14 protein-coding genes are annotated in these 17,317 nt (G+C 71.7%); 11 read left to right on the forward strand and 3 right to left on the reverse strand.

Features of this window, described 5'->3' with window-relative positions; genetic code table 11:
* Positions 1 to 19 precede the first annotated feature (19 nt).
* The 3 genes from AC59HU_RS04970 to AC59HU_RS04980 all read right to left on the reverse strand — a co-directional run bounded on the left by AC59HU_RS04970 (position 20) and on the right by AC59HU_RS04980 (position 4,228).
* Positions 20 to 2,305, reverse strand: coding sequence for an ArnT family glycosyltransferase (locus tag AC59HU_RS04970; protein ID WP_497222250.1), 2,286 nt, complete (start codon positions 2,303 to 2,305; stop codon positions 20 to 22).
* Positions 2,302 to 3,429: a cytochrome c oxidase assembly protein gene (locus AC59HU_RS04975; RefSeq protein ID WP_497222251.1), complete on the reverse strand. Its 1,128-nt coding sequence runs from the start codon at positions 3,427 to 3,429 to the stop codon at positions 2,302 to 2,304. The genes AC59HU_RS04970 and AC59HU_RS04975 overlap by 4 nt, the downstream gene beginning before the upstream one ends.
* 154 nt (positions 3,430 to 3,583) lie before the next feature.
* The gene (locus AC59HU_RS04980; protein ID WP_497222252.1) at positions 3,584 to 4,228 is read right to left on the reverse strand and encodes a GntR family transcriptional regulator; all 645 of its coding nucleotides are present in this window, start codon (positions 4,226 to 4,228) and stop codon (positions 3,584 to 3,586) included.
* 181 nt (positions 4,229 to 4,409) lie between these two features.
* Between AC59HU_RS04980 and AC59HU_RS04985 the strand changes: the two genes are divergently transcribed.
* The 11 genes from AC59HU_RS04985 (at position 4,410) to AC59HU_RS05035 (ending at position 17,160) form a co-directional block, all read left to right on the forward strand.
* A complete protein-coding gene (locus AC59HU_RS04985) occupies positions 4,410 to 6,005 on the forward strand; it encodes an ABC transporter substrate-binding protein (RefSeq protein WP_497222253.1) in 1,596 nt (531 codons plus the stop codon).
* A gap of 80 nt (positions 6,006 to 6,085) precedes the next feature.
* On the forward strand, positions 6,086 to 7,102 hold the full coding sequence (locus AC59HU_RS04990) for an ABC transporter ATP-binding protein (protein WP_497222254.1): 1,017 nt from the start codon (positions 6,086 to 6,088) through the stop codon (positions 7,100 to 7,102).
* Positions 7,099 to 8,133: an ABC transporter ATP-binding protein gene (locus AC59HU_RS04995; protein WP_497222255.1), complete on the forward strand. Its 1,035-nt coding sequence runs from the start codon at positions 7,099 to 7,101 to the stop codon at positions 8,131 to 8,133. Before AC59HU_RS04990 ends, AC59HU_RS04995 begins: the two co-directional genes overlap by 4 nt.
* Positions 8,130 to 9,053 (forward strand): ABC transporter permease, encoded by a 924-nt coding sequence (locus tag AC59HU_RS05000; RefSeq protein ID WP_497222256.1) that lies wholly within the window; start codon positions 8,130 to 8,132, stop codon positions 9,051 to 9,053. The genes AC59HU_RS04995 and AC59HU_RS05000 overlap by 4 nt, the downstream gene beginning before the upstream one ends.
* Positions 9,054 to 9,057: 4 nt before the next feature.
* Positions 9,058 to 9,990, forward strand: a complete 933-nt coding sequence (locus tag AC59HU_RS05005) for an ABC transporter permease (protein ID WP_497222257.1) — start codon at positions 9,058 to 9,060, stop codon at positions 9,988 to 9,990.
* Between the two features lie 99 nt (positions 9,991 to 10,089).
* Positions 10,090 to 11,265: a Gfo/Idh/MocA family protein gene (locus AC59HU_RS05010; RefSeq protein WP_497222258.1), complete on the forward strand. Its 1,176-nt coding sequence runs from the start codon at positions 10,090 to 10,092 to the stop codon at positions 11,263 to 11,265.
* Entirely contained in the window at positions 11,262 to 12,746 is a 1,485-nt protein-coding gene (locus tag AC59HU_RS05015) for a TldD/PmbA family protein (RefSeq protein ID WP_497222259.1), read from the forward strand. The genes AC59HU_RS05010 and AC59HU_RS05015 overlap by 4 nt, the downstream gene beginning before the upstream one ends.
* The gene (locus AC59HU_RS05020) at positions 12,743 to 14,179 is read left to right on the forward strand and encodes a TldD/PmbA family protein (protein WP_497222260.1); all 1,437 of its coding nucleotides are present in this window, start codon (positions 12,743 to 12,745) and stop codon (positions 14,177 to 14,179) included. Before AC59HU_RS05015 ends, AC59HU_RS05020 begins: the two co-directional genes overlap by 4 nt.
* Positions 14,179 to 15,093, forward strand: a complete 915-nt coding sequence (locus AC59HU_RS05025) for a DUF4438 family protein (RefSeq protein ID WP_497222261.1) — start codon at positions 14,179 to 14,181, stop codon at positions 15,091 to 15,093. The genes AC59HU_RS05020 and AC59HU_RS05025 overlap by 1 nt, the downstream gene beginning before the upstream one ends.
* On the forward strand, positions 15,086 to 16,132 hold the full coding sequence (locus tag AC59HU_RS05030) for a DUF4438 family protein (RefSeq protein WP_497222262.1): 1,047 nt from the start codon (positions 15,086 to 15,088) through the stop codon (positions 16,130 to 16,132). The genes AC59HU_RS05025 and AC59HU_RS05030 overlap by 8 nt, the downstream gene beginning before the upstream one ends.
* The gene (locus AC59HU_RS05035; protein WP_497222263.1) at positions 16,129 to 17,160 is read left to right on the forward strand and encodes a D-2-hydroxyacid dehydrogenase; all 1,032 of its coding nucleotides are present in this window, start codon (positions 16,129 to 16,131) and stop codon (positions 17,158 to 17,160) included. The genes AC59HU_RS05030 and AC59HU_RS05035 overlap by 4 nt, the downstream gene beginning before the upstream one ends.
* The last annotated feature ends 157 nt before the right edge of the window (positions 17,161 to 17,317 follow it).

Consider the following 17,317-nt stretch of genomic DNA (forward strand, 5'->3'; position numbering starts at 1 on the left):
CGCGTGGCGGGGCGGCGGGTCAGTCGCAGCGGTAGAGCGTGAAGGTGGTCGGGGAGTCCTCCGAGGGGGCCGGGTCGGTGGCGGGGCCGGTGGCCCAGGTGCCGAGCGGGGTGCAGGATCCGTGGGCGGCGGCCTCGCGCACCGGGTCGGTGGGCGACGCCGACTGCTTGACCGCGACGAGGTGCACCCCCGACCGGATGGCCGAGTCGACCTGCGCCTCGGTCAGCACGGGCACCGTGCCCGAGTAGCCGCCGTCGGCGAGCACCTCGGCTCCCGAGTCGTCGATCACCTCGGCCGCCAGCGCCCACGAGTCGGTGACGAACAGCGCGCTGCCGTTCGCGCCGCCCCCGGCCGCGCGGGCCGCGTCGACGAGCTTCTGCACCTGCGGCGGAACCGACGAGTGCCCGCCGACGAGAGCGGGGGCCGAGGGCTGGAACGCCTTGGCGGCCGTCGGGTTCTCCCCCGACGACGGATGCACGCCGACGTACGCGTCTCCCCCGCTGCCGTCGCGGGTCGCGTCGAGCACCTGCGCGCTGAACAGCGCCGTCCCCGCCAGCACCGCCACCGCCACGGCTCCCGCCACCGCCCGTCGCCCCACCCGCCCCGGTCCCAGCACCCACGGCCGTACAGCCGCGACCACCACGACCGCCGCGGCGAGCGCGCTGACGACGACCATCGGAGCGGCGAGCACCGCCGGAAGCTGCCCCACCACGGCCAGCCCCACCGCCCACGCGACCTGCACCACGACCACCCCCGCGGCGACCCACCGCCCGAGGCGGGTGCGCCCGCCCGTCGAGCGGGCGGCCCGGTCGCCGCCGGGGTGCGATGCGAGATGCGGCCCTCGCTCCGGCGCGAGACCCGGCGCAGGTTCCGGTGGGAGCCCGGCGACCGACGCCGTCCCGTGGCCGGTGCCGCGGAGGAGGCGCACGACCTGGGTCCAGCCGAGTGCGGCGAGCAGGGCGAGCTGCGTGCCGATCGCCGCGACGTAGGCGGTGTGCGGCACATGGGCCGCGCTCAGCACGCCCGCCGCCGTCACCAGCCACACCACCACGACGACGAACGTCGCCCGCTCGACCGCATCGCCTCCATCGCCACCGACGAGCGCGACAGACCGGCGGCCACGACCACGATCACGGGCCCTGCCACGACGGGGCCACCAGCGGATGGCTCCGAAGACGATGGCCGCGAGCGCAATCGGGTAGAGCCAGCCGACCTGGGTCACGTAGAAGGGGTCGAGCAGCTTCGCCACGGAGGTTCCCGCCGACGACCCCGAGACCTTCGTCACGGCCGACGCCGCCAGCTGCGCGCCCGCACCGGCGACCGCACCCACACTCCCACCCGCACCCCCGCCCGCCCAGACGCCCGACACACCCGCGACTCCCGGCACACCCACCGCGCCCAGCACCCCAGACGCTCCCGGCACACCCACCGCACCCAGCACCCCAGACACCCCCGGCACCCCCGCCGCACCCACCGCACCCAGCGCCCCGACCGCCCCCGGCACCGCGTGCGGCAGCAGCCGGTCGATGCCGTTGTAGCCGAAGACCATCGCGAACAGGTTGTCGTCGGTCGAGCCGTCGACGTAGGGGCGGCCGGACGCCGGGATCAGCTGCACCACCGTCATCCACGCCACCGACGCCACCGCGGCCACCACCGTGACCACGGCGGCCCGCCCCACCCGCCGCCGGAGCGGCAGCCCCGTCAGCACCACGGTGCCCAGCGCCAGCGCCGGGAGGATGAACCACGCCTGCATCATCTTCGCCTGGAACCCGATGCCCACGAACACCGCCGCCACCAGCAGCGGCCAGGCGCGCCCCGTGACCGCGGCGCGCTGCCACCAGAGCAGCGCCACCGTCAGCGCCATGGTGAGCAGCCCGTCCTCCATCGGGTGCGAGAACATCGAGACGAAGATCGGCGTGCTCGCCGCGGCCGCAGCCGCCAGCAGCCCCGCGCCCGGCCCCAGCCACCGCAGCCCGATCAGCGAGACCGCCCACACGGTCACCAGCCCCTCGATCACCTGCGGCAGCACGAGCGACGCCGTCGACATCCCGAACAACCGGATGCTCAGCGCCTGCGGCACCGCGAACCCGCTCAACTTGTCGAGGGTCACCGTGGCCGCCGGGTCGAAGGCGCCGAAGACGAGGGCCCGCCACGACTCGGACATCGAGCGCGCCGAGGCCTCGTAGAACGAGAAGTCGCCGCCGCGAGCGAGGTTCCAGGCCATGAGGGTGGCCGACAGCAGCAGGATGACCGCGAGCCCGACCCCGAACCGGCGCGGCTGATGGCGCCACCCCACCAGGGTCATCGCTCCCCCTCCGGCGCCGACTCCCGTTCCGGCGCAGGCTCCGGCGCCGACTCCCCCTCCGGCGCCAACTCCCGCGCCGACTCCCCCTCCCGCACAGACTCAGGCACCGACTCGCGCCCCGGCGCACCCTCGGGCCGGCCCGCCGCCCGACCCGACCGCAGGTGCGCGGCGGTGAGCGCATCCATCTCGTCGTCGCTGAGGTCGTCGAGGCTCTTCGCCTCGCGCCGGTCGTGCCGCGCCCAGCGGATGAAGAGGAACACCAGCACGGGGATGTCGGCGATCTCGGCGATGAACCAGAGCAGGTCGCCGGAGAGCTGCTGATCGCGCAGCGCGCTCGGGAACCAGGCCGGGCCGCCGACCAGCGGCGCGACGCCGTCGAGCACGGTGTCGCTCAGCCGCAGCACGATGCCCGGGATCGCGTCGAGCACGAGCTCGACGAACGCGAGCAGGAACTCGGCCACGATGAACAGCCCGCTCGACAGCGCCGCGGCACCGGCGAGCGGCACGACGACGATGGCGCCGAGAAGGGGGACGAGGATGCCGAGGGACTCCGAGATCCATGGCGTCGTGCGGGCCACGCCCGCCAGCGGGGTGAGGAACGCGGAGAACACGACGAGCGCGAGGATCGTGCCGAACACGGCGTTGCCGGTGATCCGGGCGAAGCGCGACGAAGCGACCGCCGTGAGCAGGGCGAGCGGACGACCGCGGAGCGTGCCGGCGGCCAGCTCGAGCGGCCGGCCGGTGGCCAGCAGAGCCGGCACGAGGAACAGCAGAAGCGCGATCCGCGTGCTGAAGGCGTAGCGGAGGTCGGCGCTCTCGGCGCCCGGGAACCCGAACTCCACGACCGCGAACGACCCGAGGCCGAGCAGCACGAACCCGAGCGTGCGGCGTCGGGGCCAGCGCGCCGGGACCGGCCCTCCGCCCCGTGCCTCATCCCCTCCGGCGCCCCGCCCGTTCCGGTCGTACCGACGCACCGCGACGAGGTAGGCGGCGGCCAGGGCGACGATGATCAGGGCGGCGACCGGGTCGAACCGCCAGATCGACAGCGCGGTCGGGATGTCGGGCGTGGTCGTCTCCTCGTTCGTGACCCCGAGGGGCGTACCGGTCGGAGCCAGGATGCGCATCCGACGGCCCAGACGAACAGTGCACCCGCTCGCGGGGTGTCAGCCGTGAACCCGCCGCGAACCGACCGCGAAAAGCAGAAGAGCCTGCCCAGACGAAGCGGCGAGCAGGCGAACCGAGCCGGGCCGGGCCGGAGTTCTGCCGAACGCCCGCCGCTCAGGCGTTGTGCAGTCGCCCGTACCCCGAGCCGATGTGCGACTCGATCAGGCTCTCGAAGTGGTCGTCGTGCGCGACGAGGATGTCGTCGACCAGCGACCCGTGCTCCCGCACGATGATCTTGTGGTAGTCGTCGACCTTCACCCGGCGGGCGAGGAGGAACAGCGCCACCTGCCACTTGATCGCCGTCCACGCCGTGTAGAGGCGCGAGTGATCGGCCATCAGGAAGACGCGATCGTGGAAGTCGAGGTCGAGCCGCACGAGCTTCGCCTTCTGGTTGCTCCGCACCGCGGACTCCATCTCGGCGATGATGCCCCGGAGCGCCTCGATGTGCTCCGGCGTCGACCGCTCGATCGCCCTGGTCCAGGCGAGCTTCTCCAGCGCGATGCGCAGCGTCGACAGCTCGAGGAAGTCCTGCTGCGACAGCGTGACGACCGAGGCCCCTTTATAAGGGAGGGAGACGACCAGCCCCTCCTGCTCGAGATGCAGCAGCGCCTCGCGGATGGGCGCACGGCTGACGCCGAGCGTGCTCGAGAGACTGACCTCGCTCAGACGCTCCCCCTGAACGAGCCTTCCCTCGAGGATGGCCTCGCGGAGTTCGTTGACGGCGGCACCGGAGAGGCCGGACCGGGCGAGTGTTTCCATGGGGCCACCATAGCGGAATCGGATCGTGAACAGTAGATTGTCGACAGTCGGCAAACCTGTGCTAGCGTGTCGTCATTCAGCGGTTCGTGACCATGTCGGTGCTCGTTCTTGGAGATTCCGACTCCTACAGACAGGGAATTCTGTGAAACGAAATCTACGAGTGGCACTGGTGGGTGCGGCCATGGTTCTGGCCCTCACCGCCTGCACGCCCGCCGGTGGATCCGGCACCTCGCCCGACAACTCCTCCGGCTCGTCGGAGACCGCTCTCTACGGTGGCACGATGACCACCGCAGCGGCATCCGATCCCGAGACCTTCGACCCCGCGGTCTGCACCGGCGCCACCTGCTGGAACATCATGCGGATGGTCTTCGACCGGCTGTACGACTACGACGGCGACACCAGCAACCTCAAGCTGCAGGCCGCGGAGGACTTCCCGCAGGTCAGCGACGACGGCCTCACCTACACGATGAAGCTCAAGGAGGGACTGACCTTCTCCGACGGCAAGCCGGTCACCGCCGCCGACGTGGCCTACTCCTACGCCCGTGTGCTCGACCCCGCCACGAAGGCCGGGCTCGCGGAGTTCTGGAAGGGCATCGCCGGCGCCGAGGAGTACGCCGCGAACCCCACCGGCCTCCCCTCCGGCATCAAGGTGGTCGACGACCTCACCCTGTCGGTCACGCTGACCGCGCCGAACTCGTCGTTCAAATACATCATGGCCATGCCGGCCGGCTCGATCATCCCGGAGGGCTCCGGCTCGACCGTCGCCACCGCCCCGATCGGCTCAGGCCCATTCACCCTCGCCGACTTCACCCCCGGTGAGCAGGTCATGCTCGACCGCAACCCCGACTACTGGGACGCGCCGCGACCCTATGTCGACCACGTGCACATGATCCTCGGCGTCGACCCGGACAACCAGGTGCTGATGCTGCAGAAGGGCGACATCGACCTGATGGGCAGCCCGATCCCGCCGGCGAAGTTCCTGCAGGTCACGAGCGACCCCAAGCTCAAGGACCAGGTCATCTCGATCGACAAGCCGAGCACGTACTACCTGACGATGAACATGGACACGGCTCCCTTCGACAACCCGAAGGTGCGCGAGGCCATCTCCTACGCCTTCGACCGCGACGGTCTGCTCAAGCTGGTCAACGGTCAGGGCACCCCCGCGACCGAGTTCATCCCGCCGGGAGTGCTCGGCCACTCCGGTGACGACCTCACCCATGGCAAGGACGTCGAGAAGGCCAAGAAGCTGCTCGCCGACGCGGGCTTCCCGAACGGCTTCGACACCCAGATGTACGCCTGGAACGTCGCGCCCTTCTCGGCCCTCGCGCCGCAGATGCAGCAGGACCTGAAGGACATCGGCATCACCGTCGACCTGCAGACCCTGGCGCCGAACACCTTCGCCGAGCTGGCCGGTTCGGGCAAGGCCCCCCTCGCCCTCACCTTCTGGGTCGCCGACTACCCCGAGGGCTCGGACTTCCTGCAGGCCCTGCTCTCCTGCGCCACCGCGGTGCCCCAGGGCCAGAACTTCGCCTACTACTGCAACCAGCAGATGGATGCAGACGTGCAGGACGCCCTCGCGGCCACCGACGAGAGCGTCGCAGCCCAGAAGTACTCCGACGCCACCAAGGTGATGCTCGCCGACAACCCGGTGGTGCCGCTGTACTTCGGCACCAAGACCGAGATCCGTGGAGCGAGCGTCGGCGGCTACTACCCGCAGCCGATCTGGGCCTGGGACATGGCGTTCTACTGGAAGACGGACGGCGCCGCCTCGCGCTAGCCGCTCCGCCCCCGGGTGCGGTGCCGCCGTCGCACGGCCGACCGGCAGCACCGCACCCGATCACGCTCGAAGGAGAACGTATGACCGCCCTACTCGAGGTCACCGACCTCGTCGTCGACTTCCCGACGTCGTCCGACGAGGTGTTCCACGCCGTCGACTCGGTCTCGTTCACGGTGCAGGCCGGCGAGCGGGTCGGCATCGTCGGCGAGTCCGGTTCGGGCAAGTCGCTCACCTCGCAGGCGATCATGCGCCTCATCCCCTCCCCCGGCACCATCGCCTCCGGCTCGGTGCGCTTCCAGGGCGAGGAGGTGCTGGAGTACTCCACCTCCACGCTCCGCTCCTGGCGCGGCGCCCAGACCGCGATGGTCTTCCAGGACCCGATGTCGAGCCTCAACCCGCTCATGCGCATCGGCCGCCAGATCACCGAGACCCTCCAGGAGCACCTGGGGCTGTCGAAGGCCGAGAGCCGCACCCGGGCCATCGAGCTGATGCAGCAGGTCGGCATCCCGGATGCGGAGGCCCGCCTCCGCGACTTCCCCGGCGCGTTCTCCGGCGGCATGCGCCAGCGGGTCTGCATCGCCATCGCCACCGCGTGCTCTCCCCGGCTCCTCATCGCCGACGAACCCACGACCGCGCTCGACGTCACCGTGCAGGCCCAGGTGCTCGACCTCCTCGACACCATGGCGACCGACTCGAACACCGGCGTCATCCTGATCAGCCACGATCTCGGCGTGATCTCGAGCTTCTGCGACCGCATCCTGGTCATGTACGCCGGGCGGATCGTGGAGCAGGGCACGGCCGAGCAGATCGTCGGCGACCCCCAGCATCCGTACACCAAGGCCCTGCTCGAGTCGATCCTCAAGCTCGACCAGCCCGTGCCGCACCGGCTCACCTCGATCTCGGGCACCCCTCCCGTCGCCGGACGTCGCCCGGCCGGCTGCTCGTTCGCGCCGCGCTGCGCCCTCGCCGTCGAGACCTGCGCGATGATCGACCCCGCGCTCGTCCCCGCCGAGAACGGCACCCCGGGCCAGCAGGTCGCCTGCGGCGTGACCTCCCCGGCCGCGTTCGCCCGCGGCGAGGAGGTGACGGCGGCATGAGCGCTCCCCTGCTCGAGGTCGACGACCTCCACGTGACCTTCCGCCGTTCCGGTGGGCCGGGACGCAAGAGCCAGACCGTGCGTGCCGTGCGCGGCGTGAGCTTCGAGCTCCAGGCCGGCCAGACCCTCGGCATCGCCGGGGAGTCCGGCTCCGGCAAGAGCACGATCGCCCGCACCCTGATGGGCATCAGCAAGCCGGCCGAGGGCAGCATGCGGCTGGACGGCGTCGACGTCACCAACCGGCGCGGCTCCTCCCTCGCGGCCTACCGGCGCACGATGCAGATGATCTTCCAGGATCCCTACGACTCGCTCGACCCGCGGATGACCGTAGGCGCCACCCTGCTCGAGGCCGTCCGGCTGCGGCAGACCCGCGTCGCCGACCCGCGCGGCGAGGTGAACCAGCTCCTGGACAAGGTCGGGCTCTCGCGCAGCTTCGCCGATCGTCGGCCGCGCGAGCTCTCGGGCGGCCAGCGGCAGCGCGTCTCGATCGCGCGCGCCCTGAGCGTCGACCCGCGCCTCATCCTCTGCGACGAGGCCGTCTCGGCCCTCGACGTCTCGGTGCGCGCCCAGGTGCTCAACCTGCTGAAGGATCTGCAGGAGGAGCTCGGGCTCGCCTACCTCTTCATCTCGCACGACCTCTCGACGCTGCGGTTCATGGCCGACCAGGTCGGCATCATGTACCTCGGCGAGATCGTCGAGCTGGGCTCGCGCGACGAGGTCTTCGAGCGGCCGCAGCACCCATACACCCGCGCCCTGCTCTCCGCGGTGCCCGAGCCGGTCGTGATCGACCGCACCGTGCGCCTGCCCCGGGTGCGGCTGAGCGGCGAGCCGCCGAGCCCGACCAACCCGCCGACGGGCTGCAGCTTCCACCCCCGGTGCCCGCTGGCCCAGGAGGTGTGCCGCACCACCGCGCCCGCGGCGCGCGTGACGGCGAGCGGCCAGATCGCCGCCTGCCACTTCGCCGAGCCCGCGACGGTGGTGCCCGCGTCGGCCGGGTCGTCCGAGCCCACGACGGCGGTGACCGAGTCATGACCGAAGCCATCCCCGCCGCCGCGGCCATCGATCCGGAAGCCCTCGGCGACAAGCCGATGCGCATCCGGGAGGTCTGGCGGAGCCTCCGCCACGACCCCGCCGCGCTGATCTCGATCCTGGTGCTGCTGCTGCTCGCCCTGATCGCCCTGCTCGCACCGCTGATCTCGCCGCACGACCCCCTGCAGACCTTCCCGGACACCGGTCTCGGGCCGCAGGGCCAGCCGCTGCCGCCGGGCACCCCGGGCTTCCTGCTCGGCACCGACGCCCTCGGCCGCGACGTGCTCTCGCGCCTGATCTACGGGGCGCAGGTCTCGCTCGTGATCGGCGTGGTCGCGAACGGTCTCGCCACGGTGTTCGGCGTGCTCGTCGGCATCGTCGCCGGGTACTTCGGCGGGGTCACCGAGTCGATCCTGATGCGGATCACCGACGTCGTGATCTCCTTCCCCATCCTGCTGCTGTGCACCGCCCTGATCGCGGTGACCACCCGCAGCACCGTCAACGTCATCATCGTGATCGCGCTGATCTACTGGACGACGCTCGCCCGGATCATCCGGGGCATGGTCATCTCGCTCAAGGAGCGCGAGTTCGTGGTCGCCTCGCGCACCCTCGGGCTCTCGCACCGGGCGATCATGTGGCGGCACATCCTGCCCCACCTGGTGCCGGCGATCATCGTCTACACGACCCTCGGCGTCGCCTCGTCGATCCTGATCGAGAGCGCGCTGTCGTTCCTCGGCATCGGCGTGCCGATCCCGCAGGCCTCCTGGGGGCAGATGATCTCCGACGGCAGCACCTACTTCCAGGTCGCGCCGTGGATGCTCTTCATCCCCGGCATCTGCCTGATCGTGACCGTGATGGCGTTCAACCTCATCGGAGACTGGCTGTCCGACATGCTCAACTCCTCGACCCCGACGGCGCGGTGACCGCATGATCTGGTGGATCCTCCGACGACTCGGACAGATGGCGATCGTGCTCTTCGGCGTCGTCAGCCTCGCCTTCCTGCTCGTCTACGCCGTGCCGGCCGACCCCGCGAGCACCCTCGCCGGTCCCAACGCGAGCGCGGCGACGATCGCCTCCATCCACGAGCAGCTGGGGCTGGACGCCCCGCTCTGGCAGCAGTACCTCGGCTTCATCGGCCGGCTGCTCTCGGGCGACCTCGGCACCTCGTACGTGCTGCGCGAGACACCCGTCTTCGGGCGGATCATGGCGGCGCTGCCGACCACCCTCCTCGTGGCCGTGGGCGGCATCGTCTGGCAGGTCATCCTGGGCGTGCCGGCCGGCATCTACGCGGCTTATCACCGCGGCAGCTGGATCGACCGGGTGATCACGTTCATCTCGCTGATCGGCCTGTCGGCCCCGCCGTTCTGGCTCGGCCTGCTGCTGATCTACTACTTCGCCTTCACCTGGGGCGTGTTCCCGCTCAACGGCCTCGGCGACCCGGTGCTCTGGTACCTCGTGCTGCCCACCTTCACGCTCGGCGCCGGCGGCGGGGCGTGGTACGCCCGGATGACGCGCACCAACATGATCGAGACGCTCGACTCGCCGTTCGTGCGGATGGCGCGGGCCAAGGGCATGCCCGAGCGCGTCATCCTCTGGCGGCACAGCTTCCGGCACATCTCGATCCCGCTGCTGACCATGATCGGGCTCGACTTCGGCTACTTCCTCGGCGGCGTCGTGATCGTCGAGACCGTCTTCGGGCTGAACGGCATCGGCCGCCTCGCCTTCGACGCCATCTCGAACCTCGACACCCCGATGATCGTCGGAACCGTGCTGTTCGCCGCGATCTTCATCGTGGTCGTCAACTTCATCGTCGACCTCCTCTACTCGGTCATCGACCCGCGGGTCCGGCTCAGCACCTGACCCGCCCGCGGCGCTGCGGTGCCGCACCCCTCCGCGGCGCCCCGCACCGCATCCCGACTCGCTCACCTCGTTCCCGTTCCACCTCAAAGGAGATTCACCATGGACACCCCTCAACTCCGCGTGGCAGTCGTCGGCGCCGGCCGCTGGGCCGTGCAGTCGCACATCCCCGGATGGCAGCGCGACCCCCGGGTCGAGGTCGTGGCCCTCGCCGAGGTCGACGAGGACGCCCTGCGCTCCGCCGCCGAGAAGTTCGGCGTCGCCCGGGCCGTGACCGACTACCGCGAGCTGCTCGACGACCCCGACATCGACGTGATCGACGTCGCCACCGGCAACGCGATGCACTTCGAGATCTCGATGGCCGCGATCCAGGCCGGCAAGCACGTGCTCTGCGAGAAGCCGGTGAACAGCGACTACCGCGAGACCCGCCGGGCCGCCGAGCTCGCCGCCTCGAAGGGCCTGAAGACGAAGCTCGGCTTCACCTTCCGCTTCGCCCCCGCCATCCAGTACGCCAAGCACCTGATCGACACCGGCTGGATCGGCGAGCCCTACATGTTCAACGGCTACGAGCAGAACAGCCAGTGGCTCGACCCCCAGACCCCGCTGCGCCAGGTCGACCCCGACGCCACGCCCGACCGGATCGCCGTGTCGTCGATCGAGGGCTACGGTGCCCCGATCATCGACATCATGCACTGGTGGCTCGACGCCCCGATGACCTCGGTGGTCGGCACGATGCGCAACTTCGTGCCCGAGCGCATGGTGCGCGACACCGGCCGGATGCAGCGGATGAACATCGACGACGGCGACATGTGGATCGCGGAGTTCGAGAAGAACCGGCTCGGCAGCATCCAGTCGTCGTACGTGACGGTCGGCAACTTCCCCGGCATCGAGGCGCGCATCTACGGCTCCGAGGGCGCCATCATCGTGCGCCTGGTCGAGGAGGCCGGCATCTGCCAGACGATCAAGGTCGCCAAGAAGGACTCGGTCGAGTTCGTCGAGATCGAGATCCCGCAGGAGTACTTCCCGGAGGGCGGCGCCTCGACCGAGCCGTGGCCGTTCCTGTTCTACTCGAACCTGGTCAAGGACTTCACCACCGAGATCCTGAGCGGCGAGCCGATGAACCAGGGCGACTTCGGGCAGGGCGCGCTGGTGCAGGAGACGATCAACGCCTTCGAGAAGTCGTTCCGCACCCGCGCCTGGTGCGACTTCCCGCTCGAGGCTCCGGCCGGCCAGGCGGAGTCGGAGTCGTCGCTCGACGCAGCACCCGTCGCCTCGTGACGGCCCACTCCTGGGGCGACCTCGCCGACGACGCCGCTGCGGCGGCCCTGCTCGCCGAGGCCCTCGACGCGGTGAGCGTCCCCGGCGTCGGGTACGCCGACGTGCGGCTGATCGAGGCCGAGGAGCTGCGGCTCTACTCGACCCTGGATGCCGGCGTCGACGAGCGGGTCGAGAACAACCTCGGCATCGGCATCCGGGTGCTCTACAACGGCAGCTGGGGCTTCGCGTCGCTGCCGCTGTGGTCGAGCGCCGACATCCGCACCGCCGCCGAGCGGGCGGTGACGAACGCGCGGGCGGCCGACTCGGTGAGCGGCGCCTACCGCACCGAGTTGCCCCCGATGCCCGCCGCGAGCGGCCGCTACCAGACCGAGGTCGTCGTCGACCCGTTCGGCGTCGGCGCCTCGGCCCGCTACGAGCTGCTCGCGGCCGTGCTCGCCGCCGCGAGCGCGCCCGAGCAGATCGTGACGGCCCAGGCGGGGCTGAACGCCAAGCGGCAGCACCGGCACTTCGCCAGCACCGAGGGATCGGTGCAGCACCAGCACTTCATCGAGAGCGGGGCGATGGCGCTCGTGAACGCGGCCGGCAACGGCACGCTGCAGCGCCGGTCGTTCCCGAACTCGTTCCACGGCAACACCGCGCAGGCCGGCTGGGAGTACGTCGAGGGGCTGCGGATGGTCGAGGAGGCCGACCGGATCGGCCGCGAGGCCGTCGAGCTGCTCACGGCCCCGCTCGCCCCGAGCGGCTACGCCGACTTCATCATCGGCCCGGCCCAGATGGCGCTGCAGATCCACGAGTCGACCGGTCACGCCCTGGAGCTGGACCGCATCCTCGGCGACGAGGCGAACTACGCCGGCACCTCCTTCATCACGGCGGATGCCGCCGGCTCGATGAAGTACGGCTCCCCGGCGGTCAACATCACCTCGGACCCGACCGTGCCCGGCACCCGCGGCTCGTTCGGCTTCGACGACGAAGGGGTCCCGGCCTCGCGGCAGCCGCTGATCACGGAGGGGATCATCCAGAACTTCCTCTCCACGCGCGACTCCGCCGCCCGCATCGGGGCGGAGTCGACCGGCGCCGCCCGCTCGGACGGCTGGGGCTACCTGCCGGTCTGCTTCTCGACCAACGTGTTCCTCGAACCCGGGGAGGGGTCGACGGCCGAGCTCGAGGAGCGCCTCGGCGACGGCTACTACATCGACGACAACCGCAGCTGGTCGATCGACGAGCGTCGGCACAACTTCCAGTTCGGCACCGAGGTGGCCTACGAGGTGAAGAACGGCCGTCGGGGCCGCCTGCTCCGCGGGTTCTCCTACGGCGGCACCACTCCCCAGTTCTGGCAGTCGGTCGAGGCCGTCGCCGGACCTGAGGAGTTCAAGGCCTTCGGCATGCCCTGCGGCAAGGGCGAGCCGAAGCAGTGGGGCTTTCTCGGGCACGGGGCGTCGCCGACGCTCGTGCGCGACGTTCGGATCGGAGTGGACAGATGACGGATTCAACCCTCGAGAATCGGGCCGGCGCCTTCGCGCCCGCCCTGGACGGCGACCGGGCCACGGCCGCCCTGGAGGCGGCGCTGTCGTCGGCCCCGGCCGATCGCGTCGAAGCCTTCGTCACCGCGCGCTCGGGTGACTTCACCCGCTTCGCCGGGTCGCGCGTGCACCAGAGCCAGGCGATCTCGGAGGTGCAGATCATGGTGCGCGCCGAGGTTGACGGGCGGGTCTCCCGGGCCGCGGCGAGCTCGTTCGAGGGGCTGCAGGAGGCGGTCGCCCGCGCCTGCCGCTCGGCCGCCGAGCAGGCCGCCGCCGGGGTCGCCCCCGCGCCCGAGCGCACGCCGCTGCCGATGCCCGGCTCCGAGCCGGGCGTCGAGGCCGTCGCCCCCGCCCTGCTCTGGGGCGGGGACACCGCGGCCTGGACCGTGGCCGACCACGCCCGCCTCGCCGACCGGGCGATGGCTGAGGCGCACGCCCTCGGGGGCGAGGCGGCCGGCATGTTCGGCCGCGCCGTCACCGAGGTGGCCTTCCACGATCGGGAGTCCACGCTCTCCCGCTACGCCGCCGCCTCCGAGGCGCAGGGCTCGCTCACGGTCCGCGTCGAGGACGGCTCCTCGCACTGGAAGGACCTCACCCGGTTCTCCGACCGCCTGGGCGCGGAGGCCGCGGTCGACCGCACGCTCTCCGAGGCGTCGCGCACCCGTGGTCGCGCGAAGCTCGAGCCGGGCGAGTACGACGTCGTGCTCGGGCCGCTCGCGGCCGGCGAGCTGCTCGACTTCTTCGGCGCGTTCGGCTTCACCGGCTCGGCGCTCGGCGCCGGGTTCGGCGCGGTCGCCACCCGGGGCGGCGAGCAGGTCGCCTCTCCGCTCGTCTCGGTGCACGACGACGCCACCCAGGACATCGGGCTGCCGTTCCCGTTCGACTTCCAGGGCGTGACCAAGCGCGACGTGCCGCTGATCGCCGAGGGCTATGCCCGCGGCGTCGTCACCGACCGCGAGACCGCGCACACCCTCGGGGTCGCCTCGACCGGCAACTTCCACATCGCGCGGGAGGAGGCGCCGCACGCCATCCCGATGAACGTCGTGCTCCGCGCATCCGACACCGGCGAGGAGGAGCTGATCGCCGGCATCGAGGACGGGGTGTACCTGCAGCGCTTCTGGTACACCCGGACGGTCGACCCGGTGCGGACGACCATCACCGGCGTCACCCGCGACGCCTGCTTCCTGATCAAGAACGGCCGCATCGCGCATCCGGTCGAGCCCATGCGCTTCACGATGAGCGTGCTCGACGCGCTGGCGCGGGTCGACGGCGTGGGCCGCGACTCGCTGAGCCAGCCGCTGATGAACGTGTTCAACGGCTCGGCGTCGGCCCCGGCCATCCGGGTGCGCGGCTTCTCGCTCGGCACCGCCCCCGTCATGAGAGGACGATCCTGATGTCCCTGCGCACCAACGCCGACCGGCTGGTGACCCAGATCCTCACCGGGGAGGTCTGGCCGCCGCTGGCCGACCGCCACGGCTACCGGGTCGACCCCGACGGCCACCCGTTCCTGCTTCCCGGCATGGGCGGGGTGAGCATGGCGGCGCACATCGGCGAGGCCGCGACCGGGTACGCGAGCGACCACCTCGAGCCGGGCCTGTCCATCCGGCACCGCGACGAGCAGGCCAACGCGGCGCTGCAGTTCCTCTCCTGCGTCGGCAACGTCGTGACCGTGCGCTCCGGCCCCGCCGCGGGGGCCCGGGGTGTGGTGCTCGGGCAGCACGCCTACGTGCTCGCCGACTTCGCCGACGAGGAGCTGCGCGAGATCACCACGGGCGACGCGGTGAGCGTCGAGGCCGTGGGGCAGGGGCTGGAGTTCCTCGACCACCCGGAGATCCGGGTGAAGAACCTGGCGCCCTCCCTCGTCGACCGCCTGCCGTTCCGCACGGCGGAGGACGGTACGCTGCACGTCGAGGTCGCCGTGCGCGTGCCCGCCGCGGCCGCCGGAGCCGGGGGCGGCATGCTCTCGGAATTCGCCAACACCGACCTGATGGGCGCCTACCCCGGCCTGTCGGAGGATCTGTCGCTCGGTCTCGAGTCGCTCCGCATCGGCGACCTGGTGCTGCTGGAGGACCAGGACCACTCCTACGGGCGCGGCTACCGGCCCGGCTGGGTCACCGTCGGCGTCATCTCGACCGGCGAGTGCCGGCTGTTCGGCCACGGGCCGGGGCCGTCGACCCTCCTGTCGGGGCCGGCGTCGGCGTTCAGCGTCGAGGTGCGCGACACCGCCAACCTCGGCACGGTGCTGGCCGCCGGGGCATCCCGATCGACCCCGTCGACCCGTTCCACCCCGGAGGACCTCCATGCCTGACCTCGTCATGAACAACCTGCTCGGCATCGTCGAGCACGCCGAACTCACCCCCTGGGTCGCGTACCGCATCGACCGGGACGGGCACCCCTACGTGCCGGTCGGCGACGGCGGGATCGTGCTCGGCGTGCACCTCGGCGACTCGGTGTTCGCCACCGACGGCGACCACGTCGCCGCGGGCGTGACCCTCGTGCATCCCGACCCCGCCGCCCGCTTCGGGCTCACCGCGTTCTCGTGCCTCGGCAACGAGGTCGTGGTGCGCTCGGGCGCGGCGACCGGCGCAGTGGGCCGGGTGATCGGCAAACGCGGCGAGAGCGGGCGCGTGATCGTCGCCTTCGCCGACGAGGTGCTCGAACGGATGCTGCCGGGCGACCGCGTGACCGTGCGGTCGGTGGGCCAGGGCTTCCACCCCGCGCAGCTGGCGCCCGAGATCGCGGTGCTCAACGTCGACCCGGCGCTGTTCGCGCTGCTCCCGGTGCGGGTGGAGGGCGGAACGGGTGGCGGGTCGGACGATGAGCCGGACGGTGGAGCTGCCGGTGGCGTGGCTGGGTCGGCTGGCGGGGCGGCCGGGTCCGCGGCCGTCACGGTCTCCGGCGTGCTGCCGAGCGCCGTGTGCGGCAACGGCATCGGCCGGCCCGCGCAGATGTGGGACGTCGACCTCGCGCTCGTGGCCGACTCGCCCGACCTCGGCGGCGCCGACATGCGGCTGGGCGAGCTCTGGGCGATCGCCGACCTCGACGTGCGCCACAACATGGGGTACCGCGGCGGCTGGATGACCATCGGCGTGATCTGCCACGGCGGCTCGCCGCAGCCCGGCCACGGCCCCGGCCTGGTGCCGCTGCTGAGCGGTCCGGCCGAGCTGCTCCGGGCCGTCGTCGACGCCTCGGCGGGACCGGCGCTGACCGAGGAGCTGCTCGCTGCGCTCGGGGGTGCCTCGACCGGTAGCGGGTCGGCCGGTGGCGGGTCGGCCCGTAGCGCTTCGGCCGGTAGCGCGTCAGCCGGTAGCGGGTCGGCCGACTCGGGTGAGGGGGCGGCGCTGTGACCGAGCCCCTGAACATCCTGATCTCGACCTACCTCGACCCCGAGCTGGTGGCCGAGATCGCCGCCGCGTCGCCCGGTGACACGGTGCTCTACGAGCCCGAGCTGCTGCCGACGCCGCGCTATACGGCCGACCACGGCGGCGTCGCTCCCGAGCTCGACGACGCCGGGGTGGCGCGCTGGCTCGAGCTGCTCGGCCGCGCCGACGTGGCCTTCGACTTCGACTGGCGCGATCCGGCGGCGCTGCCGACCACGGCTCCGCAGCTGAAGTGGGTGCAGGCGACCAGTGCCGGCATCGGCGGTTTCATGGCGCGCACGGGACTGGATCAGAGCGGCCTCGTCGCGACCACGGCCGCGGGCGTGCACGCGGTGCCGCTCGCCGAGTTCGCCCTCACCGGTGCGCTGCACTTCGTCAAGGGCATCCCGCACCTGCAGGCCGCGCAGCGGGCCCACCGGTGGGAGCGGTACACCACGCGGCAGCTCGCGGGTCTGAACGTCACCGTGGTGGGCGTCGGCGGGATGGGCGGCAACGTCGTCGCCGTCTTCGACGCGCTCGGCGCGCACGTCACCGCGGTGGGGCGCCCGGGAGGAACCTACTCGCTCGCCCCCTCCGTGAAGCAGGCCGACACCGAAGGCCTGGACGCCGTGCTGCCCGACACCGACGTGCTCGTGCTCTGCACGGCGCTCACCCCGGCGACGGAGGGCCTGATCGGCCGCGAGCAGCTCGCGCTGCTGCCCGAGGGCGCGATCCTCGTGAACATCTCCCGCGGACAGGTCGTCGACGAGGAGGCCCTGATCGAGGCGCTGACCTCCGGGCACCTGCTCGGTGCCGCGCTCGACGTCGTGGCGCAGGAGCCGCTGCCGGCCGGGTCGCCGCTGTGGGAGCTGGAGAACGTGCTGATCTCGCCGCACTCCGCCTCGACGGTCGCGAGCGAGAACCGTACGCTCACGACCCTCTTCCTCGAGAACCTGCGCCGCTACCGCGCCGGCGAGCCGCTGAAGAACCTGTACGACAGCGGTCGGGGCTACTGAGCCGCACTGGTCGGTGAGGGCTGGGGCCCGTGGGCGAAGGCTCGCGGGCCTCGCCGCGTGCTCCTCAGCTCCCAGTCTCAGTTCAGGGGCTCGGCTGGTGCGCCTCACCTTGCAGGGCGCGTGGCGCGGCGCATGGCGCGTGCTCGCGGTGAGTGCT

This window comes from Herbiconiux sp. 320_LB (assembly GCF_059691755.1).